Here is a 24129-nt window from a genome sequence, read left to right as displayed (position 1 = left end):
CATAATTTTTCTGGAAATTTAGAAAGAAAATGGAACTTATAGGTGAACTCAAGCGAGGCTTTATAACGATGTATTTCAGCTGAATTACGAAACTATTCACCGCTATCGGTTTCAGAAATCCCTTAACTTTTCACTAAAATTTCTGAAATAAACGGATTTCTCTATAATTTTCAGATAGTTCATAGAAAGGAAGGTCATTTTGAAAAAAGATTGTTTAGGAATTCAAATTTTTAAAACTTTAGGTGGGAAATGGAAACTACCCATTATTTGGATTGTTTCAAAAAACGAAGGAATTCGATACAATGAATTACGCAGACAGTTACAAGGAATTACCAATACTTCTTTGACTCGTGCTTTAAAAAGTTTAGAAGCCAATCAACTAATCATTCGAAAAAATTTTGAAACAATCCCGCCTCACGTGGAATATTATTTAGCAGATAAAACACAAGACATCGTTCCCGCACTGGATGTCCTTGCAAAATGGGGAGCAGAAAATATTTTTGAGCTGTAACTACTACATAGTACCAGTACAGTTTATGTTTAATTATAATGATCTACCTAGTAAATCCTCTAGTAACTAAATATAGAGGAGAAACTAAGTAGATCATTATTTTTTATTCTATTCTCTGTCTACTTCTTTTGGTAATAACCATAAATCGAGTTAAAAAGAATAACGAAAGTATCAAAAAGAACGTTGGAATGATAAATAATCCTGTACTGAAAATAGTATCTCTTGGAATAACTTGAATGGTCTCGCTCATCATTCCGTTCTCAGCGCTAGTAAAAACTTGAATCTTGTTTACGAAAAATGAAATATTTCTGTCAGCAGCAATAATGGAACAAGTAATTGAAAAAGCAGTTATAACGAATAAAGTTACAAATAGCCTAAAGTTTGTTTTAGACGTCACTTTATAGCCTCCTTTTTTACAATGAAATTAAAATTAGTTGTAAATAGCATATCAAGCAAAACGAATAACTAAAAGAGAAAATCGCTTTTCCTTCTTTCCCTTTCCAGCTCTTACCATAGCCATCTTACTATTATTTTTACTAACATTTTTAGTCCTTTCACCATTGTCTCATGGTTTAGAAAAAAATGAACAAACGTTGCTACATCAGCTTTTAGAAGGGATTTCAACTAGCTGATTTTAGCTAAAAAAATCGAAATTTATTGGCGAATCTACCGCTGTGGCTTATGATACAAATATAAACAAGCGCAAGATTTTACGTTTATCGATAAATAAAAAATCTCCGCCATTTTTGGAGGGATTTTCTATGAAAAACAAAACAAACAAACTACTAATTATTATTGGATTCACTACTATTTTAGGCATTGCTTTGATCTTAGTCGGATTTGCATTCACTGACAGCTTTGGCCAAGCTGAGGACAAGAAAAAAGCAGAAACAAGCAAAGCAAAAGTTACTATGATTGAAAATGTACCAACTGAAAAAGATACTACAAGTAAAGACAAAAAGAAAACAACAGATAGTAGCACAGCAAAAAAAGAAATAGTTACTGAGAAAAAAGACACTGAAGCTCCAGTCGTTAGCGCACCTGAAGTAACGGTTTACCAAGGAGCAGAAGTAAACGTGTATGATAGCGTAACTGCAACAGACAATGTAGACGGCGATATAACAAGTAAATTAGTTGCCGAAAATGAGTTAGATACGTCTACTGTTGGTACATTTACCGTTAAATTTTCAGCTACTGATAAAAGCGGAAATGTTGGCTCAACTGATCGCGTTTTCCATGTGATTGAAAATGAGGTTCAACCAGAATCACAACCTGTCGCTGAAATGCCTGCTGCAGAACCTGTAGCAACGGCTCCAGCAACACAAGCAGCGCCCGTCGCAACAACACCAACCTATGCACCAATGACTCTTACTATGAATGGTACAGTAATTCCTTACCAAAATGGTGGGCAAGGTGCTGGTCAAAGCATTATTGATGCAAACCCTAATGGCGTCGCTTCTACTTGGGGAGGGGCACCTGTTCAATCTGGCGATGATGGACAAAATACTCATTTTATTGGACATAACCCTGGTATCTTCTCAGCTGTCTTTTCATTAAGCATTGGCAGTCAAATCGTTGTCACAGATGCGGCTGGAACACCAACTACTTATACAGTTCAATCTTTACTACAATTAGATGATTACGGCAATGAAGTCGGTACAGGCACTAATTACTTTGACTTTATTGTAGGAACTGGTGGTGGCGAAAGAATCTCTTTACAAAGTTGTATCAATGATGATATCAATTTGTTCGCTATTGCTTATAAATAAGTGTTGAAAACAATTTTAAAAAACGTGGGTGAGACAAAAGTAAAGAACACTTTTGTTTTATCTCTTAAAACCGAACAAACGGCATAAAACAATCAGAATCTCGGCAATTTCCTAACCATCATTCATTGCAAAGAACGCAATAACTGCTGGTTCGTCCAATTGCTCGATTCTAAACGATTGTTTAATGACCTGATAAACGGTGGTGCAAAAGCAGCTCCTTCGGAAATAAGCCGAAATTTACCAAAAATTTAAAGAGCAATTTTCGGAAATTCCTTCTTATTGCGATAAACCACGAAGAACGTAGTGATTCGATGATGCATCGTACCTACTTGGTTCTCGGAGCTGACCGCTTTTTGTCCCAACCTATTTCCCAAATAATCAAAATAGAAAAGTGTACATTGCATACAAAAAGGCAATGTACACTTTTTTGTTTTTCTTAACTCTTCTTGAATATTAAAATAGAGGTATTTAGCTTCAAAAATTAAGTTGGTACGAGTTCTCATCAAATTGCTTTATTGCTCGGATCTATCACAATAAACAACCACTCACGAAAAATTGCTACTTTGATGTTTTTAATTTTTTTGCTTATGTTTATCCGTTTTTCCAACCAAATTAGGATTCATTTGAAAACTATAAAGACATGCATTTTTTTATTAAAATAACAATATATTAATTACATTTATATTTTATTATCAATCATTTTATTTGCAAATAACAAATAAAATAGAAGTTAATCTTGACATTTTTCTCATTTGATATACAATTGTACATATTAAAAGAAATATATTTAAAAGTTAAAAGGTAGGCTACTTATGAAAACAAGTACTAAGGGATTTTCTCAAGAAAAAAAGGTAGAATTAAGAGACATCCTGTGTAGGGAATGTGAAAAAAGTTGGGGAACTAACGGCTATAAAAAAACCAAAATCGCTACATTAGCTAGCAAAGCAGCTATTTCTACTGGTTCATTTTACTTATTATATGACTCAAAAGAAGACTTATTTATTGCTACCCTAAATAAAATCCAAGATCGCTTAAAAAGTACTTGGCGTGCTATTTTAACGTCTGAACCATCCAAAATAGGTTTGATTGAAGCGATGAAATTTTTATTCAAAGAATATAAAAAATCGCCTTTCCTCTATGATTTCTCAAATCCTGATTTTCTATCTTTCGTTAGCAAATTATCGTCAAACTTTATAACAGATTTTAGAATCAATAACTTGATTTTTTTTGAAGAAGCTTTAGAAATTGCACATTTGAAACTTAAGATAGGCAAAAATAAAGCTGTTGAAATTATCCAGACTTTATTAACATTAACTATTATTAGTATTCGTGATCGAATCACTAATGATTTTGAAAGTGTTTTTGAATTCATTTTGAAAGCTACTATTGACAACGTAATCGAATAATCAAAAAACAGGAGGAAACCGCATGGAATCTGAAATCACCGATTCATTAAACGTTACTGTTTCTTTTCAACAATCCAAACAACAATGTTTAGCTAAAGCTTCTACTACAAATTTACTCATTGGAACTGTAGCCACTTGTTACGGTTTAATTTCAAAAAGAAAAACTTATTTTTTGATGGGCGGCTTTTCGGTTCTATCTGCTCTTATTTTGAAAAAAGAAAGTAAACTCTCAACCACTGAATGACAAATCATTGGTTGTATCTCCTGCGATAAATGGTTTTTCGGCCATTCGCTTGGATTCTTTCAAATTATTAAAACTTTATTGGAAATCTCTGTCTCAAACTACTTAAAAATTGTTGACAGTTTTTTTACGCGTATTTCTACTAAACGCAATTTTAAAATAAAAAAACATGAGGATTTAGACCACCTCATGTTTTTTATTTCTTTGATAGAGTCTATCAGCATCAAGTTAGTTTTTTTCACTAGTCTAAATAACTTGCCTCTTTTTGAACACTGTATCTTAAAACGGTTTTATTTTTCTCAGGAGCCGATTTTCTTGGATCGCTAAGATAAATTTCTTTATGATTGGGAGATTTTCTTGTCAATTGATTTTCTTGACAATAATCATCCATTTTTTGAAAAGATTCTGGTTCTGTATCATAAGAACCCAGATGTAATAACTGTAAACACAGGCCTTCTTCAAGCTCTTCAAAATGAATTTTTTGATTGTATGGATTGGGCTTATCTTTTGAAATACGCTCCATGGTTGCTTGAGCAAATTCTGGTGTTACAAAATCAGGTTGACGAATCATCAGTTTAAACACTAAGTTCTTTTTATCAAAACAAGCTTCACGTTTCACTTGAGTAACTCCGGCTTCATTCAATGACCAAAGACCTTCCAAGGGATAGACGGTATACTCATAATAACCTTCAGGAATGATTCCTTTTTTAGGTGCCATCCTCACACCGTAAGCCATCGCATACAACGCCCCCACAGCTTCTCCAAATTCAGTTCCATTAGGATCTCCTGCCCCTTCAACTGTAAAATACTTTAGTTTAGGAACTTCAATAAGAGTGGGTACCTTCTTTGGCAAATATAATTCTTTTTCGACTTTTCTCCATTCATGTTTCATTCTTTGTGTCCTCCGTTTTCTACAATTTTCAATGGTAAAATAATTTCGGTAAGATAAGACTCTTCGTTTCCTCTAAATAATTTCCCTGGTGCTTTAATGAATCGAGTAATAAATTGCTGATCTACTTCAAGATTTTGTCTATTTACATAATCAATCAAATATTTATAGGCATTGTTGATTGTCTCATAGGGACCTTCATGATAAACGCGAAGTCCTTTTCCACTTTTTAAAATAGCTTGATTCTCTTGTGAAAATTTTTTAGGATTAGCGATGGGTAAAGCAAGGCGGTAAGTCATTGTCTCCTTTATGAACTCATCCAATAAAAAAAGAGGTCCATTCACATGACTACCTGCTTTCGAATACAACGCATCTACCTCAACACCCATTTCTTCATACTCTCCCACCAGATTTTTGAAAAGATACGATTGCTCTATTATTTCAACAAACGAAACTTGGTATGTGGGCTCTGATTTCTTCGGAAAAGAGGCACTAGATAACGACTCTAGCTTTTTAACTTGCTTCTTTAAACTGTCCATCTCTGCTAATAACTTCTTTTTCTTTTCAGCAAAATAAAAAGGTAAATCATCATACGTCGAAATAGTCAGCAAAACGTCTTTCATTTCAGCAACCGAAAAATTATTTTTTCTTAACATCGTTAAAATTTTAGCTTTTTCATATTCTTCTTGTCCGTAATACCTATAATTTGTTGCCTCATCTCGGTAACTTGGCCTCAGCATTCCTTCACGATCATAATATCGAAGCGTACTAGGAGGTAAGCCTGTAATACGAGAAAACTCATTAATTTTATACACGGTTCGACTCCCTTCTATCCTAAGTGTAAACCTTCACGTGCGGTATCAAGTCAAGTCTTTAGTTGTAATTTTCTGATTCTTGCATGCAAAGCTGGGATTGCCTCTGACTGTATCTGACTAATTACTTTTGAAAATTCACCTTGAAACCATGGTATGTTGACTGTTAAATCATATAATGCTTGTAACGCATTTGTACGGACAATTCGGCTTTCATTCTGATCCAACAACCAATTTCTTAAGATTGAAAAAATTATGTCGCTTTCATCTGAAGTATAAGAAAATCTTGAGAGCAGCAAAGCTAAATGCCATTTTAATTCTTTATTTTCTGCTTGCTTGCATAAAAGAAAAACTTCTTCTTTATGTGTTGCCAAAAAAGTCGGCTTATTTAAAGTGATTTTTTCTATTGCATCTGCACTTCTCATGACAACTAAGCGATCCTCATCATAAAGAAATTGAAATAATTGATCAAATAAAACTTGGGTTGTAACTTTATCCACTAAGTAATCTACTTTCGAAATAGAGCGTAAATCTTTACCACTTAATTGTTCACGCATTGTTTCTTTCTGCATTTTCCAAAGTATCCTTTCTTCAAATATAAAAAATAAGTTTTAGCAATACTGGCTAAACAATCAAAACAAGGATTAGCGTTTCTACTCTAATTGGTCAAATAGAAAGCCATTATTATTTCAATCTTGATCACTCGATGATTGCTCTTTTAAAATTAGCGGTCTTTGTCGGGTCTGATCAAAATAAAAAGTTCCTTCTCCAACCTTGCGCTCGTTATTTATATAGTAGCGAGCCGTTAAAAGTTGATCAATGACCGCTAATTCGTGCACTTTATGAACTGCTCCACAAAGGTTCAGTAACGATCCAACTGCGGTTTCATCTGTAACTTCACTAGTGTAGCAAACAGACGTAATCCATGGAAAGCGGATAGAAGGATAGCGATGTTTTTTATCATACTCAAAAGAAATTTTATAGTTGATCATATTCTTGTAGTAATCTGCTGGAAATAATTTTGGTAACCATTGATGCGCATATTTTTCAAATCGATCTTGCCATTCCAAATTCTCTTTAGTCATAGTTTGATTTTCTTTAATCCGATTAGCTATGGCAACTTCCAAATGTTGATTCATAGAGACATTTTCGCTAAAACGAGCGTCATTGATCAACCAAAAATAACCGTATAAAAGTGCGCGTGGCAGCCAAAATCCTTTAAATGCTGGCGGCGTGTAGCCTGAAAATGGTTGTTCCCACTCATGACTAGGTACCCCATGATTATCCACAATCACATCTGGCAACCATTTTCGCCAAATCTTACTGAAACCAAGTGCTTCTGTATGAATTGTTTCTGGTTGGAAATATTCATAATAAAAATCCCGCCCTAAAGCATTAAATCGTGCCACATGAAATTTCCATTCAGGATGCTCTTTTTGTAGTTCGTAATGCAAAGCAGCTCCATCTGCATTTTCAAACGGAATCATCACGAGATTCATTTGCTCAGCAACTGATTGATATTTTGAATTTGTAAGCAATTCTTTTAGAAGTAAAAAGACACCATTCGTACCAGAAACTTCATTTGCGTGATGTCTTGCATTAATGATTTCTGAAGGATAATGATTAATTCGCTTAACCTTAGAGAGATAACCAGCTGCTTTCGGTTGTAATTCAATTGCATGAATTACACGTCCTTGATATGTTTCTCCAATAGGATACACTGTGAGTTCTGGTATTTTCGCTAATTGTGCGATTATTTGACAATATTCTTCATAACCAATCAATTGATCTTCCAGCAAATCAATTTCAGTGATTTTCAAATAGGATTCAGCTAATGCTTTTTTCGGTAGTCGTAGCTCATAAGTCTTTGTTCCTACGCTAAATTTCACCTTATCAACTGATTGAAAAAGGTCTTGAACACTTAATAATCCGGCTTCAAAAAGTTGACAATAAGCGGCACAGACTTCTTGATGCGCTGGAGAATCTTCAATGGAAATGACTGCTTCAATTTCATTATCAATAATAGCTAGTTTTTCAAGCATAACTTTCGGTAAATCAGTTTTTGGGCGAAGCGTAGTTGTTTCTGTGACGATTTGACTTCTTTGTCCTTGCTGTTCAAATAGCGTCACAATGATTTTAGGCGGCCCACTTGTTTTATGAATAATCGGTAAAATTAATCCCGGTGCATCTACTGGAATACCTCCATATTCTTGTCCAAAAAGTCTAAAATAATCTAGCCCTACAAAATAAAAATCTTCTTGCAAAGCATCCAAAGCTGAATATAAATCTTGTCTGGACGCTAGTTTTTCATCTGGCTCACTGATAAACACCTCAATTTTCAATTGCGCAAACAATGGTTGTTCGTTTGCGGCAATGCTTCCTGTCAGTTTATTCAAACAATATTGTTTAACCTCTGGCAGGATTTCTGTTTGATAGACTGACCAAACGGTTTCTAAGTCTGAAAGAAAGGTTTCATGTAAAACTTCTTTTCCATTGATTTTACCTTTGATCCAACTTGTGTTGGGATGTACAACCCCTTGATCCAAATAATCATCCAAATAAGGACGTTCATTGGTCAGCACTTCCCACGTTTCTTCACTTAATGAAACGCAATTTTCATCTAAAGCTGTTACTCTATATGTATATTTTTCAGCATTTTCCAGCGCATAAAAAGTAATATTTTCTCTAGGGATTGAGAGTTCTGTCGCTAAAATATCATCAATAGGATATAGCTCTTGCAAAAAACGAATCGGTAGGTCTAACCATTTTTCTGGATTATCTTCTCGTATCAACGAGTATGTGGGGACACTTCCATCCTCATCCAACCAAACAGTTTCTCCTGTAGGTAAAAATGGACGAAACCCGATTTCAATCGAATGAATTTTTTGTTGTTTTAGTTTTGGTACTAGCACATCCTTGATCCAACTAAACCCTTCTTTATAAGTTGAACAGAGAGTTACTTTGATTGTTACTTGATAAGCTACTGCTTGTTGCTCTAACCAGGTAAACAACTGGTTTCGTTGTGCTAAATCCTCACTAATAGCCCCCACCAATTCAATGTGATCTCCAGGTTTACTGGCTAAAAAATATTGTTGCTTCACTAATTCATAAAACCTATCTACTTCCCACGTTCGTTGATAGGTTTTTTGATAGACTTGTTTTTGATCTTTATAGCCGCAAAACGTAACAGCAGGGTATCTTTCCGTTAATTTTTCTGACAGCTCTCGGTAGCGAGGAGATAATTGCGCTTTTACAACTGTGTCTGATTTTTTCGCCGAAGCATCTAGCCAAGCTAATTCACCATCGAGATTTTTCATTGCCAAAGAATCCGATAATTTTTCGAGATAATCTGACCAAGTACAACCTTCCGCTAAAGTAGGAAATGACTGACAAATTATTTTTGAAAGTCTTAAAAGATTGGCTCCCTCTCCTTTAAATTGATAGGTAGTGTCGTTTTGAGAAAAACTACACTCTGTTTCTGATGAAAGAAAAACAAACTGATACATTCGCATTTTATCAATTGAAACTATTGGATAGTGTAGAGTAGTGACCTCCATTCCTAATCGAGCGGCTAAATTACTGGCTGCTATCAATTGTTCATCGGTCCATTTTTCATCAAACAAAATCGTTCCCTCAATATAATCCGGTAAAAAATCATGATTTTTGTCTTGCAAAACCGCTCCTAGTTCAAAAAAAGCGGCTAATCCAGTTGCTTTTTCCGTTGAGAACGTTTGATCTTCCGGTGCCGAAGCAGTCGCTGAAACAAAGGGATTCGCATCCTTAAGTTGTCTAGCTTTTTCATTTGTTTTTTGATAACTTGGAATATTTTGAACAAAATACCAACAACATTCCTGAAGCCCTCTTTCGGAAGCGACAAATGTTACCAGTAAACAATTTTTTTGTTGAAGCACTTCGAAACGTTGCCCTTCTTTTAAATAAATCATTAACTGTTTGGCATTTTTTTCAGAATAAAATAAAATTGGGAATTCCATAATACTAGTAGAAAAACCGATGATATAGCTCAATTCCACTGCTAATTTATCAATAAAATACGATCTTTGTTCAAGATAAATGCCTAATTTGTTTTCCATCCTTCTTACTCCTATCATCTAAAATCAATTCTTAACACATTATTTTCTTAATTATACTATAAAATGAAAGTGACCCTCAAAATGGGGGGATACCACATTTTGAGGGTCACTTTTTTTAGTTCAAACTTTATTTGCTAATATAAATACATTCTTCTCAACTTTTTACAATCTTCTACTGAAATTCCTAATGCTCTGACTGCATATGTTTCCATCGTTCCATACTTTTGTTCCATTGCCTCAAATGCGCTATCTAAATAACTTTTTTTTGTTTGCTGCAATGAAGCTAGGTAATTCAGCACAAAAGAATTGTCTGTATATTGCTCATAAATAGCCATTCTACTTTGATTTCTTGGCTGATTATAAATTGCTGTCAGTAAGTAATCTTCGTAAATCGTCGTTTTGTCTACGCCTAACAAACCTAAAAGAATTGCCGCAGCCCAACCAGTCCGATCTTTCCCACCTTGACAATGAAAAAGGATAGGGACTTCTTCTGCTAAGATTATTTTTAGAAAATTTTTGTAGGCCTCTTTAGCTTCAGCAGAAACAACTAGCTCATTCATCTGTCCAACCATTTGCTGCTGCATCAAAACTAACTGGTCTTTCCCTGTTTGAGTTTGAGCAAGTTGAACTAATTTTTCAACTTTCGCTTGATCTTTAGCTGATTTTTCTGCAGGCGATTCACTCGCTTGTTTAGCCACTTCAGCGTTTGGATCAAAATTATAGTGAACTCGTTCATTAATCGATTTCCCTGGGCGTAACGCAATTTCAGCAGGTGAACGTAAATCAACTACTGAAAAAAATGACATTTGTTCTAAATAGGTGATATCTTCTTGTGATAAATGATCTGGCGCATCTGAACGATAAAACATGCCCCATTTGGTTAACTTTCCATCTTCAGTCGAATAACCACCTAAATCACGACAATTATAAAGTCCAGTAATTGGCACACGTCTTTTGGCTCCAATATATTCTTCGCCACGATTAATCACTTTGTAAAATATTCTCTTTTTTTCATTCGTTGCTATTTCTTGATCATAGACTCCCTTTTCAAACATCGCTTTTCCATGCTTTGCTTTTTTAAAGTGAAAGGGATCTACACTCATAAAAACATCCAATTCTCCAGAAAAATCTGTTTTCAAGTCCAACTTTCCTCGTTTTGTTTTTTCATCATACTCAACGATCAAATTCTTCATCTAGTCAACATCCTTTACTTATTATTCCTGTACTAAATCTGGTGTTTGTTCAACTGTTTCTTCAATTGCTGCTTTTTTTATTGCAGCTACTTCTTTTTCTTGGGCAACTTCTTGGATATCTAGTCTTTTCATAAATGGCAAGTACAATAGAATCACCGCAACGAATTGAATCAATTGCACGACTAGCCCTTGCCAACTTCCAGCAATAAAGCCTGTAAAGAAGGTCGGTAAATTTTTTGGCACACTTAAACTCGTAATCGGCAAAAAACCAATAATCGTTGCCACATAAGCAATTGCCACACAAAGCGGCGCAGCAACTGTTAAAGGGATAAACAATACAGGATTCAAGATTTGGGGAATTCCAAATTTCATTGGTTCTGTAATTCCAAAAATACTCGGTACAATCGAAACTTTTCCAATTGATTTGAACTTTTCACTTCTACAAATAAATAATAAAATAAACCCTAAAGCTAAAGCACGCGGGCCTTTATAGGCATCTAAGAAGAATAGGTTAATCACATTTTGCGCCTGATCCCCTGCAGCAACGGCTTCCATGTTAGCATACGCAGGGGCTGCATAGAGAACAGTTAATATTGATGCCGTAACATTACTGCCATGAATGCCAAACCACCATAATAATTCAGATAAGAACATTATAAATAGCGCTGACCAAATCGTACCACCTAAGCTTTGAAGCGGTGCTTGTAAAAGAGTATAGATGAAATCATGAATATTACCGTATCCTGTATTAGAAAATAAAGTACTGATAATAATAACTAGAATAAATAAGATTGCTGCTGGTACAATCGCTGCAAAAGTTTTCGAAATAAACGGCGGCACACTATCTGGCATTTTTAAAGAAATATTCTTCTCTGACAGTTTAGCGAATAACCATGTTACTGTAATTGCCATAATCATTCCAACAAAGATTCCTTTTGAACCTAAATAACCTAACTCAATTGCTTGAACTGGTTTTTCTGCCCCAACATCAAAACTAGTAATTGGTGTAACAAGAAAAAAGCAAGCCACAGATAAAATGATTGACGCTGGTACGTCACTTTTTATTTCTCTCGCTAAAACATAAGACATCCCCAATACAATATAAAGTGCGATTAAATTACTAGTAATTGTCGTTCCAAGCACGCACATTTGATTGATTACATCTGGTAAGTTTGGAATCATTTGAATAACCATCAACAAACTTCCAACAATCGTGATTGGTAATGTCAACATCATACCATTAGCAACCGTTTTGATCACGATGTTAGTAGAAAATTTCACAACCAACTGGTTTAATTTAATACCAAAACTCCCTTTTTCTTTTTTCATGTTACTTCCCCCTTTTTATTGTTGTTAAGGCTAAATTAAATACTTTTTCCCCATTCATCATGCCATAATCAATCATTTCAATTACTTCAACTGGAATTTCAGGATATTTTTCCCGTACCTCATCCAATTGAAACCCAACTTGAGGGCCTAAAAGAATCACGTCGGCTCCTTCGATGTATTCTTCCAATTCACTTAATCCATACGCTTCAATCGCCATTTCAACTGATTGTTGCTCCGCGTGTTCTTTCATTCGATTGACTAACATTCCTGTAGACATTCCGCCAGCACAAGCCAAAATAATTTTCATGTCACTTTTATACCCCCTCTTTAATTAATTGAACTTCTTCTTTTAATGACTGGAACCCTTCAAAAACAGCTAGAAATTCTTTGGCTAAATCAATAGTTGTGATTGCTGACATTAAGTGATCTTCTCCGTGAACCATAAATAAATTCAATGTCACTGGACTTACTTCATTCGTTGATGCACTTATAATTTTGGCATGTGCATGATGTGCTTCTTTCAAATTCTTTTGTGCTTCAGTCATCATAGTTATCGCGTCTAAAGATTGCCCTTTCTTCGCTTCACGAATACTACGAATTGCTAAAGAACGTGCATTCCCTGCATACACAATAATCTGCATAATTTCATTTTCCATCAAACGCCTCACCCCTCACTACTTCTTTAAATAGCAAAAAGTATGCCAACACACATAAACTCTTACACTTCTGCCATTGAGCCTCCCTTTACTGAAGTGTGTTGTTAAATAACACACTTTTTGGGTAAATCTTTATAAATTAGAAGTTCTAAAAAAGCAACATTATTTTTCATCACTCTTTTTCATCAAACCCAACGTCGAATAGCTAAAATCTCCTTTTTTAGGGCAATAAATTCCTTTTTTTAAGGACGAGTAACTTTGACAGTCGTTTCAATAACTTTTATACTTTTAATTATAAAAAATAATTAGTAGAGGAGGTAACGACATGAATAGAAAAGAAATCATTTATCAATATATTAAAAATCTACCTTTAGGGAGAACCTTTTCTGCGCAAGAAATAGCGAATCACTTAACACTCGATCGAGCAAATGTAAGTAGTGATTTAAATGCCTTAGAAAAACAAAACTTATTGCAAAAAAGAGGCACTCGTCCTGTTTTATTTTCTCTGGTTGAGACAGAACCGCTCTTATATCTTGATCTTTTTAGTCAAAAAAATAACAGTCTAAAAAATTGTATAGAACAAGCAAAAGCGGCGGCTTTATATCCGCCTCAACGGATGCATATTTTACTTGATGGACAAACTGGCGTGGGTAAGAGCATGTTTGCTGAAATGATTTATCATTTTTCACAACAGCAAGAATTGATCCCACCAACCGCTAAATTGATTACATTTAATTGTGCAGATTACGCCTCGAATCCTCAATTGATTTTAGGACAGCTTTTCGGTGTTATTGAAGGGGCTTACACAGGAGCTATTGAAGCTAGGAAGGGATTGATTGAAGAAGCAGATGAAGGAATTCTCTTTTTAGATGAAGTTCATCGTTTAAGTCCTGATGCGCAGGAAATGCTCTTTACTTTTATTGATAAAAAAGTTTTTCATCGTTTAGGCGAAACAACATTTGATCGAACAGCGAATGTACAATTGATTTGTGCTACGACTGAAGAAATTCATTCAACACTGTTACAGACCTTTATTCGCAGAATTCCAATGAAAATTCATTTGCCAACGTTAAAAGAACGTGGTCTGACAGAACGTTTGACTTTGATCACAGATTTTTTTACAGATGAAGCTCATAAATTAACACGTAATATCAAACTTTCAATGAATTCTTTGCGTGCCTTGTTAGGCTATCATTGCACGAATAATATTGGTCAATTAAAAACAGATATTCAACTGTTATGTGCACAAAGTTATGCCCGTTCGCTCTCTGCACATGAAGAAGTATTAATGATTACAAGCTACGATTTGCCTGAATATATCAAAGAAGGATTGTATATTTCTGAAGAACGAAATGCTTTATGGAAACTGACCGCTTCTTATTCAACACGATTTATTGATTTCCAGATTCACTCTGATCCAGAGAAACAACCTGCTTTTTCGTTTACTGAAAATGAAACACACGACATTTACCAATTGATTGATCATAAAATGACCGATATGGAAAAAATTGGCTTAAATGCGCAAGCAACAAATGAAGTCGTGGACATGACAATTAAAGAGTTTTTCCAATCGTTAGAAAATCAAGAAACGGAAAGTCACGAAAATATCATCAATTTGGTCGGACATGAAGTATTTATTACGACTCAAAGATTTTTGGCAGCCACTGCAACTCATACAAATGAATACTCAGAAAGCATCGTTGCTGGTTTAGCAATCCACTTACATAATATGGTTCTGCGAATGAGAAAGGGCGAAATTATTCGCAATCCAAAGTTGACCGAGATTCAGCAATCTCATGCATATTATTACCAATTAGCTGAAAAACATAAAAAGATTATCGAAGATGCTTTAGCTATTACTTTACCTACAGATGAAGTGGCCTTTTTAGCTTTATTTTTAGTTCCACAAATTACTGAGCAAGTCGCAGAAAAAGTCAAAATTTTAGTCGTCGCTCATGGCGAATCAACTGCTTCTAGCATGGCGAATGTGGTCAACGATCTATTAGGAAACCAAGCGGTTGTAGCCTTTAATATGCCTTTGTCTTGTAAACCAAAAAATATATTGCTAGAAATAGAAGCTTATCTTAAACAATCGTATTGGAAAAGTGTTTTGATTTTAGCAGATATGGGTTCCTTAACTAATTTTGCGACTGAATTAATGGCAAAAACCGATTGTGAGGTCGTCTGTATTGATTTAGTCAGCACCTTGCATGTCTTAGAAGCTAGCCGAAAAGCCCAATTAGGGTACAGCTTAGAAGAAATCACAACTGGAATCCAGGCTATTACCCACCTTGAAAAGAAAACAACTGAACCGCTTCCTACTACTAAAAAAAGTTTTATTGTTACAGCTTGTACCACTGGCAGCGGGTCAGCTAGATTAATCAAAAATTTGTTATCAAAACAATTGAATCTTTATGATGATTTTTTAACGATTCATTCCTTTCAGATAGTAGATGAATCAGCTTTAGAGAAAGAATTGGCTTGTTTAAAAAAAGAAGGCGAGATTCTCTGCTATGTTAGTACTTTTCAAATCAGTAGTCTGCATTGTCCTTATTTCAATATTTCTCAAGCCTTTGATGCTACTTCATTAGAACAAATGCAACAACTGATTGACTTTGATTTTGTCTCTACACTAGCAATTCAAAACACTGCCCCTATCATTCAAACATTAGATGGAGCGATTCTGTTACAAAATCTTAAAAATTGGTTGATTATGATTGAAAATAATTTTGATTTACAACTTTCACCTGAGTTAAAAATTGGTTTGATGTGTCATTTAGCAAGTGTAATTGATCAATTGAAACTTTCTGGTACTACTCATACTGAAGCATCGATTGTTTTAGCAACAGAAAAAGAGTATGAGCTCTATCAAGAACTCCACTCTTTAGAATTAATTTATGGTGTTACCTTTTCTCAGACAAATCTTGAACATATTTTTACTTATTTATTAAAAAGAAAAATCAAGATTTAGTTCAGAAATCTAGTTACTTATGATAATAAAAAAACAAGTGTAGATATGGCTATTTGTCTCAACCTCTTATCCACACTTGTTTTTTGGGTGAGCTAAACAACTTCTGTTCCGACCTCGGTTATCTTTTTATATTTCTTTCAATAGTTGTTGAATAGTTGCTTGATATTTCCTTAGTTTTTCTTGTGCCAACTGCTGAGTTTCCGCAACCATTTCATAATAAATTTTAATTTTAGGTTCCGTTCCTGAAGTCCGAATACAAATCCACGACTCCCTATCACAACTAAATCGCAAAAATTCATCTTGTGTGTCGATTCCCGTTTGGAAGAATTGTTCATCACCTACTTGAACAGCTCGTTGGTAATCTTCAAAAGCAGAGAAACCAAAATTAACTAAAGCATTTTTTTCTAAAAACTGTTTAGTAATCTTAGTTAAATCTGGCTTCGCGTTAACTTCAATCGTTTCTAATTCATTAAGATAATAGCCATATTCTTGGTACAAATCCTCTAAACGCTGCGAAAGTGTCACATTTTTTTTACGATAAAATAGAACCATTTCTAATAGTAATAGTATCGCTTGAAAGGCATCTTTATCTTGAACAATCGGTTTGATTAAATATCCGCAACTTTCCTCAAAACCAAAAAGAAACTCTTTCTCAGCTGTCGCTAAGCCTATTTCATGTCCAATATATTTAAACCCCGTCAAAAATTGTTTCACAGTAAATCCATAAGTTTGACTTAATGCATGAACCATTCCAGTTGAAACAAGCGTAGATAGGACAACTTTTGTTGCTAGTTCAGAAGGAGGTGTTTGTTGAATCAAATAATCCAAAAGTAAAATCCCGACTTGATTCCCTGTTAAGTGTACATAAGATATACCTTTTTTGATCATGACACCCACTCGATCTGCATCTGGATCTGTTGCAAGAATCAGTTCTGCTGAATGTTCTTGCGCTAATGCTATACTTAAGGCAAAAGTTGTACAATCTTCTGGATTTGGGGAAGGCGCATGTTGAAATAAACCGTCTGCCGCTGTTTGTTGCTCACAAACGATATATTTAGGCTGATTGATTGCTTCCATCAATTGACTGAAAATCCGCTGTCCTGTTCCATGAAGCGGCGTATAAACAACAGGAACCGACTCGCCTTCTTTCAACACATTAGGCTGACAACAAACCGTTTGTAATCCTGTAATATACGCTTGATCAATTTCAGATCCTAACATAAATAAATGTGGGTCTGTACTGGTTATTTTTTTTATTGGAATTGAAAAAACATCTTCGATTTGGTTCACTTGAGCAATAATCGGTGCGATTTCTTCTGGTACTAATTGGCTCCCTTGCTTGTTATAAATTTTCAACCCATTGTATTCTTTAGGATTATGACTTGCCGTGATTACTAAGCCAAAATCAGCTTGAACCACGTTTTTCAACGCATAAACAATTTCAGGTGTCGGTGCATACTCTGCAAATAAATGAACTGTTTGCCCCTGAGCCAATAATACTCCTGCTGCTTCTTCAGCGAATTCCTTTGACATCATGCGTGTATCATACCCAATAACGATTTTCATTTGAGGAGATAAAGTTCTTGCAAAACCATAAACCGCTTGACGAATAGTAAAACGATTCATTCGATTAGGTCCCACTCCTAAAATCCCACGCATCCCGCCTGTTCCAAATGAAAGTTTGCCACTAAAACAATCATTTCTCTCTGCTTCACTCAGTAATTGTAATTGTCGGTACAGCTGCTCGTCTTGTTGTTGCATTCCTCTTTTCCATTTATTAACTACTTGTTCATCCACTTTTATTCCCTCGTTATCTTAAATTTATTCAATTAAAATGATGGTTGCAGATTCTTGATATTTTTCAGGACAATCATCGGTAATAATTGTTACTTGTTCCAAATCAGCAAATTTGAAAACAGATTTTGCATCAAATTTCGAATGGTCTGAAACAATATAGGTTTGTGTAGATTGATTAATTGCTTTTTCTTTTACCATTGATTCATTCGGGTCCGCATTTGAAAGACCAAAGTCAGCGTCAATTCCATTTGCACCTAGAAAACATTTATCAAAATGATACATATCTAACAATTTATTGGTCAGCGGTCCGACAAAAGCCATTGTTTCAAGTTTTAGGTCGCCACCGATGACGGTTACAGGGATATTATGCTGAATACAAGCTTCAATATTTAAATACCCATTAGTAACGATTGATACATCTTTTTTGTTTACTAATTCTGGAATAATCGCTTTTGTTGTTGTTCCTGAATCAATAAAAACGACGTCACCATCTTCAATCAAGTTCGCAGCACAAACACCAATCTTCGTCTTATTTTCAGAATAGATTCCTTGTCGCTTCGAAATACTTGTTTCTCGTGTCGTATCAATTAATTTCGCAACACCGCCATGGAAAACTTCGATTACGCCTTCCTTTTCTAATTGTTTCAAATCTCTACGAACCGTAATTTCTGAGACATCTAAAAGTTGTGCAATCTCGTTTATATTGATATAGCCCTTTAATAATTCTTCTTTGATTTTTTCTTTTCTTTCAAAAGGAAGCATCATTGATTGACCTCATTTCTTACTGAGAATTAATTTTTAATTTGGAAGTGTCTATAGCCCATAGCTTTTCACACTACTGATTCTAGTATTTAAAGAATACAATTTATTTTTCAATTCGTCTAATTGATGGTATCGATCTAAAATCAAAACATAGCGTGCTTTACTTTTTTCATGATCCCACTGCTCAATCAATTCAAACTGCTCGATTTCAACTTGATAACTCCCAAAAAATTGATTCAATTTAGTCACCAAAGATTCATTGTGTAAAAATTCAACATCAATAATAATTTTCGTCGGTTTATGTAAGTACTTTTTAGATACACGATTCATCGTCCCAAGAGTCAAGACAACAATTCCACCTAATAAAATGCCGATGAAATAGTAGCCCATTCCAATAGCCAATCCAATAACTGCCACACTCCAAATAGAAGCAGCTGTCGTCAATCCCACTACCCCATTTTTCATTTGTAAAATCGTTCCAGCACCTAAAAAACCAACTCCAGCAATCGCCTGAGCGCCTAACCGACCAAAATCGACACTAAATAAATTTTGTAATTCTGGTTGTCCTGCTACCAAACGTACAGCTGTATCAACAATCGATACTTGAATCAAACTGACTCCTGCCAATGAAACAGCAACTAATATATGCGTACGTAGTCCCGCCACACTATTATTCGAAGCTCGCTCATAGCCAACGGCCCCACCAATCAATGTTGCTAAAAACAATCGTAACAAAATAACTTGATAATCAACCATCTTCTGCTCCTTTTCCCGATAGAGGTTACACTATAAATTCGCACAGAATGGGGAAGTGATCAGATGGATAGTGTCCAGCAATTTTATCTGTGACTACTTCCGTTCGTTTAACAGTCACGTTTTCACTGATAAATATATAATCAATCTGCATCATTTCATCCCAGACAATATCAGGTTTAAAATCGACCCCAGTACACGTTTTTTTAGGCCCTACATGATAAGGACTCACGGTCATCACATCTTGTAAAACATCAGCTAAAATTGTATAACACGTTTCTTCCCGTTCTGCATTTAAATCACCCATCAAAATTACGTTTGTTTCTGGTCGTTGTTCAATAAATTGCTTGATTACATTCGCAGATTCTCTGCGAGCTTGTTCACTGATATGATCAAAATGAGTATTAATCATCAAAATCGTCGCTTGGCTTTTCTTTTCTTGTAAAGTCGCCCAAGTTGCGATTCTAAAGCAATCAGCTTGCCATTCATCTGCTTTACGCATCTCATTTGGTGTTTCCGAAAGCCAAAAGGTGTCAGATTCTACTAAACTAAATTGTTCATGATTATATGCAATTGGATTGAACTCTGATTTTGGCTCCATTGAGCGAGCTTGTCCGACGAAATGATAGTTTGGTAACTCCGCCTGTAAATCTGCTAATTGTTCAGCTGTTACTTCCTGTAGCCCAAGTAATTGTGGTCGTTGTCGTTGAAGTAAACGAACCATTTTCGGTAACCGTTGCACCCATAAATCACATGGATCCGGTGTTGGACTGTCATTTTTAATGTTATAAGTCATTACTGAGTTCATTTTTTCGTTCTCTCCATGTTCTAAATAGTTTTTTCACAAAACTGCTGTCGCTATAAACTAAATACATAATGATTGTTGACATGACCATAATAATTACAGAGTAAACTAGTGACAATGCTTTAGTATCTGCAACAGTTTGATTCGCTGTTGCATTTCGAATCATAACGCCCAACGGCTCATATAGAGGATGATATAAGAATACGGTCAAATCATAATCTTGTAAAATCGCGATGAAATTCAAGGCAAATACACCCGCCGTTGCCGGTAATACAATCGGTAAAATTACTCGACGAAAAGTATATAATGAACTTGCGCCTAAATTTTGCGCTGCTTCAGTGATTTCATTATTGATATTGAAAAAAACCGATTTAGTCATCCGTAAAGTAAAAGGAATCTTGATAATAATATAACCAATCAATAAAATCCAAACAGTTCCAGTCAAAATACTATTGAAAGTAAAAATCGTCGGTTGATTAAATGAAATACTTAAACCAATCGCAATCAAGGTTGTCGGTAATAGCCACGGAATCATCAATATATATTCAAGTACAACGATTAATTTATTCTTCGGATATCGATGAATCAAGCGCGAGCAAAGCAAACATAAGGCAACCACTAAGAATGAAGCAACCAAGCCATAAATCAAAGAAACGAGATAGGGTTGTAACGCCTTCAAACTTGAAAAAGCTAACATATAGTTTTTAAAGGTCATATGATCTAAAGCTAATGTGCCACTTGAAATACTTGCCGCATCCGTAAATGAGAAAAGAATAATTAGAATCACCGGAATCGCATAAAGAATAAAAATGAAGTAAGCCAATGCATGAACCACTATATTCACAAGCGGATGATCAATTTTTTGTTTTTGAAAATCAACTTTAACTTTAGAAATCGACATGAAATTCCCTTTACGTTCTGATTTCATCATAAAACTCAGTAAAATAATCGTTGCGATTCCCAAAATTAAGGCTAAGATGGTCGCTAAATTTCGGGAGGAATGACTTCTTGAGAACGTTAAAATCATCGGTGTGATTGTCTCAAATTCTCGCCCTCCTAAAATCATTGGTGCAGAGGTTGCAGATAAGCCAGTTAAAAAGGTTAAAATCGTCAACGCAAACAAAGTAGGTTTCAAAGTTGGAAATACAATTTGAAATAGTATTCTTAATTTGGAAGCACCCATTGTTTTTGCTGCTTCAATGGTTGAAAAATCTAATTTTTTAATTGCATTTGATAAAAATAAGACATGATTCGACGTACAAGCAAAGGTCATAACAAACGCAACGGCTAGAAATCCTTGAAACCAACTAGCAGAATAGCTAGGAAACATCGATTGAATCAGTTTAGTTATAAAACCATTTTTATCATAAATAAATTTGTATCCAGATACTAAAACCACACCGCTATAAATTAAGGTAGTATAATAGCCTAACTTTAAAATCTTCGCCCCTTTGATTTCAAAATATTCCATAATTAATACTAAAAAAATACCCACTAAATTAACTGTCACAGTTAACGTAACCGCTAGAATAAAACTATTTTTCAAGCTATCCATAGCTCGTTGTGATTTCAAAAGCCGCATTACTGGCTCCAGTGAAAATGAACCCTCATGAAAAAAGGTTTGCAAAACAGTATTAATATTGGGATAAATCAAAAAACCAAGACAAAACCAGCTCAACCCCAAAATAATGATTATCAAGGAGATATTTGTTCTTTTTTTCATTGTTTTCCTCCATTAAGAATACGTCAAAATATCCTTTTCTTTCATACCAATCGTTACCGGAGTTCCTACACTTAGATCGCTCAATTTCTCTCCTTTTTCAATTGCTTTGATCATTGTTCCATCTTCTAAGCAAACCGTGTACTTTGTATAGATTCCGTAAAATTCAATAGCCGAAATCGTCCCTGTTAATTGAACGTCACATGTTTTCGCTTGTTGATTTAAGTAAACTTTTTCGATACGAATATAACATTTCTCCTGTTGACTTACATTTGCTGTAAAATGCTGTTTGATACTAGAAATATTATTAATGTCTCCAATAAAGTTACAAACAAATTCCGTTTTTGATTGATTATAAATCTCTTCAGGCGTTCCTACCTGTTCAACATGGCCTTTATTAAAAACAGCGATTCGATCCGATAACGTCAACGCTTCTTCCTGATCATGCGTAACATAAATTGTAGTAATCCCAAATTTTTTCTGTAAATCTTTCAATTCATTACGTAATTGTACTCGTAATCGTGCATCCAAATTAGAAAGCGGCTCATCCAAAACTAAAATATTCGGCTGTAATACTAAAGCTCTAGCAATCGCTACCCGTTGTTGTTGCCCACCAGATAGTTCAGAAACGTTCTTTTGTAGTTGACTAGGCTCTAAATCCACTTTTTTAGCAATTTCTTTAACCATTTCACGACATTTTTGTTTATCGATTTTTTTAACTTTTAAGCCAAATTCGATATTATCGTAAACCGTCATGGTTGGAAATAAGGCATAGCTTTGAAACACCATACTGATATTTCGTTTTTCAACAGGTTCATGAGTGATATTTTTATCATTTAAATAAACATTGCCCTTACTTGGCGTAATAAACCCAACTAAACTTCGTAAAGTAGTTGTTTTACCACACCCCGATGGTCCTAACAAAGTGAAAAATTCTCCTTCTTTAATTCGCAAATTCAATTGATCAATTGCAACAAAATCATTGAACTTAATTTGAACATCTTCAAAAAAAATCATCGTTTTACCTCCAAATAATCAGGATAAAAACAGTGCACTTATCCCATTATTGATTCAATTTTAACTTTCATATGTATTCAGTTTATTTCATTTACTTAGAGCCAGTAAAACGTACATAAAATGAAAAGCAACCATTTTTAGCTAGGGAATATCTGAAAACAATAGCGACAATTATTTTTGTAATTTAGCTAGAACTTCCCCTCATAAAGTTTCGCTCATTTCCCGCTAAATTTTCATAAAATTCGAATTCTTCAATCGTTTCCAGATCCTTCCCAAACTTTCTGGCACTCTATCACAACTCCATTTAATGTGTCGTTTATAGAATTTCTAATTCCAGTTTTTCCATCCATTGATCAATATTTTCAGAAATAAAGGTCCAGTCTAAATCTTGAATTTCAATTTGATCAAATAATTTTTTCACATCTTCGGGAACTTTATCCCCTGCTTTTTCATTCGTTGGCATTGCATTGAATTTTTCAGCAAATTCACCTTGGACTTCTGCACTACCAAACCATTCAATGAATTCTTTGGCTTTATCTTCTTTTTTACTCCCATTAACCAAAGCAACGGATTCAATTACTGATGGAGAGCCGATACCCTTAGGGCTAACGATTTGAGCTGGAACCCCATATTGATCTTCTTTTGCTTGCAATGTTCCTGAGACCAATGTTCCAATCGGAATTTCTCCTGAGGCAAACAACGCATAGAAATCTTCCCCTTCTGGAACACGTTCCCCATTTTTCAAGAATTTCTCTACTGCTTTCCAACCATCATCAGAAATGCCTAATTCGCCATCTTTGTCTTTATATTGAACTAAAATACTAGACAGAATAATTCGTGGTGTTGCTTGATCTAATTTAATTGGTGCTTCATATTTCCCTTTAAAGGAATCGTTTTCAATTAAATCTAAATAACTTTTTGGTGCATCTGCTGTTGCTATTTTTTCTTCGTTGTACGCAAGTAATAAGGCTTGTGTCACGATTCCATGATAGTAACCACTCGCATCATTCATTTCTTTTGGATTTTCACTTGCCCATTTTGGTACAAATTTGGTCAATACTTCTTCTGATTTTAATTGTTCATAAAATAAACTATTCAATCCATAAACAAGATCTGCATTAGGATTATTTTTTTCAGCAATCAAACGACTAGCAATATCTGCTCCTCCACCAGTGACTAACGTAATATCAAAGCCTTGCTCTTTCGCTTTTTCTTCTAACCATTCCCCACGACCATCTGAATTTGCATTTGTATAAATCACTAAACTTTCAGATTTTTCTTTTTTTGTATCGTCTGATCCTTTATTTGAACAGCCAACAACCATCAACAACATAATTAAAATAATTCCGACAATTTTTCCATTAAATTTCTTCATTCCAATTTTCCATCCTCTCTAATTGTTACCGC

21 protein-coding genes are annotated in these 24129 nt (G+C 34.8%); 5 read left to right on the top strand and 16 right to left on the bottom strand.

What is annotated here, in order from left to right:
- The first annotated feature begins 199 nt into the window (after positions 1–199).
- Positions 200–511, top strand: coding sequence for a winged helix-turn-helix transcriptional regulator (locus tag ACYSNW_RS07670; protein ID WP_461743899.1), 312 nt, complete (start codon positions 200–202; stop codon positions 509–511).
- A 103-nt stretch (positions 512–614) separates the two neighbouring features.
- On the opposite strand, the gene ACYSNW_RS07665 is transcribed toward ACYSNW_RS07670, so the two are convergent.
- Positions 615–908, bottom strand: a complete 294-nt coding sequence (locus ACYSNW_RS07665; RefSeq protein WP_461743898.1) for a hypothetical protein — start codon at positions 906–908, stop codon at positions 615–617.
- Positions 909–1272: 364 nt separating this feature from the next.
- Between ACYSNW_RS07665 and ACYSNW_RS07660 the strand changes: the two genes are divergently transcribed.
- From ACYSNW_RS07660 to ACYSNW_RS07650, 3 genes are all read left to right on the top strand, one after another.
- Positions 1273–2280 (top strand): immunoglobulin-like domain-containing protein, encoded by a 1008-nt coding sequence (locus ACYSNW_RS07660; RefSeq protein WP_461743897.1) that lies wholly within the window; start codon positions 1273–1275, stop codon positions 2278–2280.
- An 812-nt stretch (positions 2281–3092) separates the two neighbouring features.
- On the top strand, positions 3093–3686 hold the full coding sequence (locus ACYSNW_RS07655; protein WP_461743896.1) for a TetR/AcrR family transcriptional regulator: 594 nt from the start codon (positions 3093–3095) through the stop codon (positions 3684–3686).
- Between the two features lie 22 nt (positions 3687–3708).
- On the top strand, positions 3709–3930 hold the full coding sequence (locus ACYSNW_RS07650) for a hypothetical protein (RefSeq protein ID WP_461743895.1): 222 nt from the start codon (positions 3709–3711) through the stop codon (positions 3928–3930).
- A gap of 238 nt (positions 3931–4168) precedes the next feature.
- Here ACYSNW_RS07650 and ACYSNW_RS07645 read toward each other — a convergent pair whose 3' ends face one another.
- The 8 genes from ACYSNW_RS07645 to ACYSNW_RS07610 form a co-directional block, all read right to left on the bottom strand.
- Entirely contained in the window at positions 4169–4819 is a 651-nt protein-coding gene (locus tag ACYSNW_RS07645; protein ID WP_461743894.1) for a GyrI-like domain-containing protein, read from the bottom strand.
- The gene (locus ACYSNW_RS07640; protein ID WP_461743893.1) at positions 4816–5631 is read right to left on the bottom strand and encodes a MerR family transcriptional regulator; all 816 of its coding nucleotides are present in this window, start codon (positions 5629–5631) and stop codon (positions 4816–4818) included. Before ACYSNW_RS07640 ends, ACYSNW_RS07645 begins: the two co-directional genes overlap by 4 nt.
- 50 nt (positions 5632–5681) lie before the next feature.
- The gene (locus ACYSNW_RS07635; protein WP_461743892.1) at positions 5682–6200 is read right to left on the bottom strand and encodes a hypothetical protein; all 519 of its coding nucleotides are present in this window, start codon (positions 6198–6200) and stop codon (positions 5682–5684) included.
- A gap of 117 nt (positions 6201–6317) precedes the next feature.
- A complete protein-coding gene (locus ACYSNW_RS07630) occupies positions 6318–9719 on the bottom strand; it encodes a M14 family metallopeptidase (RefSeq protein WP_461743891.1) in 3402 nt (1133 codons plus the stop codon).
- 134 nt (positions 9720–9853) lie between these two features.
- Positions 9854–10912: a tyrosine-protein phosphatase gene (locus ACYSNW_RS07625; RefSeq protein ID WP_461743890.1), complete on the bottom strand. Its 1059-nt coding sequence runs from the start codon at positions 10910–10912 to the stop codon at positions 9854–9856.
- Between the two features lie 21 nt (positions 10913–10933).
- A complete protein-coding gene (locus tag ACYSNW_RS07620; protein WP_461743889.1) occupies positions 10934–12241 on the bottom strand; it encodes a PTS sugar transporter subunit IIC in 1308 nt (435 codons plus the stop codon).
- Between the two features lies 1 nt (position 12242).
- The gene (locus ACYSNW_RS07615) at positions 12243–12548 is read right to left on the bottom strand and encodes a PTS sugar transporter subunit IIB (protein WP_461743888.1); all 306 of its coding nucleotides are present in this window, start codon (positions 12546–12548) and stop codon (positions 12243–12245) included.
- A gap of 7 nt (positions 12549–12555) precedes the next feature.
- Entirely contained in the window at positions 12556–12897 is a 342-nt protein-coding gene (locus ACYSNW_RS07610) for a PTS lactose/cellobiose transporter subunit IIA (protein ID WP_461743887.1), read from the bottom strand.
- A gap of 325 nt (positions 12898–13222) precedes the next feature.
- Here ACYSNW_RS07610 and ACYSNW_RS07605 point away from each other — a divergent pair, with 325 nt between their 5' ends.
- Complete coding sequence (locus tag ACYSNW_RS07605; RefSeq protein WP_461743886.1) at positions 13223–15868, top strand: sigma-54-dependent transcriptional regulator; 2646 nt, start codon at positions 13223–13225, stop codon at positions 15866–15868.
- 126 nt (positions 15869–15994) lie between these two features.
- Here ACYSNW_RS07605 and ACYSNW_RS07600 read toward each other — a convergent pair whose 3' ends face one another.
- From ACYSNW_RS07600 to ACYSNW_RS07570, 7 genes are all read right to left on the bottom strand, one after another.
- Positions 15995–17665, bottom strand: coding sequence for a phospho-sugar mutase (locus ACYSNW_RS07600; protein ID WP_461743885.1), 1671 nt, complete (start codon positions 17663–17665; stop codon positions 15995–15997).
- A gap of 24 nt (positions 17666–17689) precedes the next feature.
- Positions 17690–18430 (bottom strand): DeoR/GlpR family DNA-binding transcription regulator, encoded by a 741-nt coding sequence (locus tag ACYSNW_RS07595; RefSeq protein ID WP_461743884.1) that lies wholly within the window; start codon positions 18428–18430, stop codon positions 17690–17692.
- Positions 18431–18478: 48 nt separating this feature from the next.
- Positions 18479–19183, bottom strand: a complete 705-nt coding sequence (locus tag ACYSNW_RS07590) for an MgtC/SapB family protein (RefSeq protein ID WP_461743883.1) — start codon at positions 19181–19183, stop codon at positions 18479–18481.
- A 25-nt stretch (positions 19184–19208) separates the two neighbouring features.
- Complete coding sequence (locus tag ACYSNW_RS07585; protein ID WP_461743882.1) at positions 19209–19988, bottom strand: endonuclease/exonuclease/phosphatase family protein; 780 nt, start codon at positions 19986–19988, stop codon at positions 19209–19211.
- A complete protein-coding gene (locus ACYSNW_RS07580; RefSeq protein ID WP_461743881.1) occupies positions 19966–21708 on the bottom strand; it encodes an ABC transporter permease in 1743 nt (580 codons plus the stop codon). The genes ACYSNW_RS07585 and ACYSNW_RS07580 overlap by 23 nt, the downstream gene beginning before the upstream one ends.
- Before the next feature lie 12 nt (positions 21709–21720).
- Positions 21721–22722 (bottom strand): ABC transporter ATP-binding protein, encoded by a 1002-nt coding sequence (locus ACYSNW_RS07575; RefSeq protein ID WP_461743880.1) that lies wholly within the window; start codon positions 22720–22722, stop codon positions 21721–21723.
- Between the two features lie 316 nt (positions 22723–23038).
- The gene (locus tag ACYSNW_RS07570; RefSeq protein WP_461743879.1) at positions 23039–24097 is read right to left on the bottom strand and encodes an extracellular solute-binding protein; all 1059 of its coding nucleotides are present in this window, start codon (positions 24095–24097) and stop codon (positions 23039–23041) included.
- Positions 24098–24129 lie beyond the last annotated feature (32 nt).

The sequence above is a fragment of the Enterococcus sp. LJL99 genome (assembly GCF_054871725.1).
The sequence above is the reverse complement of the archived record's forward strand: the minus strand, read 5'-3'. Positions and strand labels throughout refer to the sequence as shown.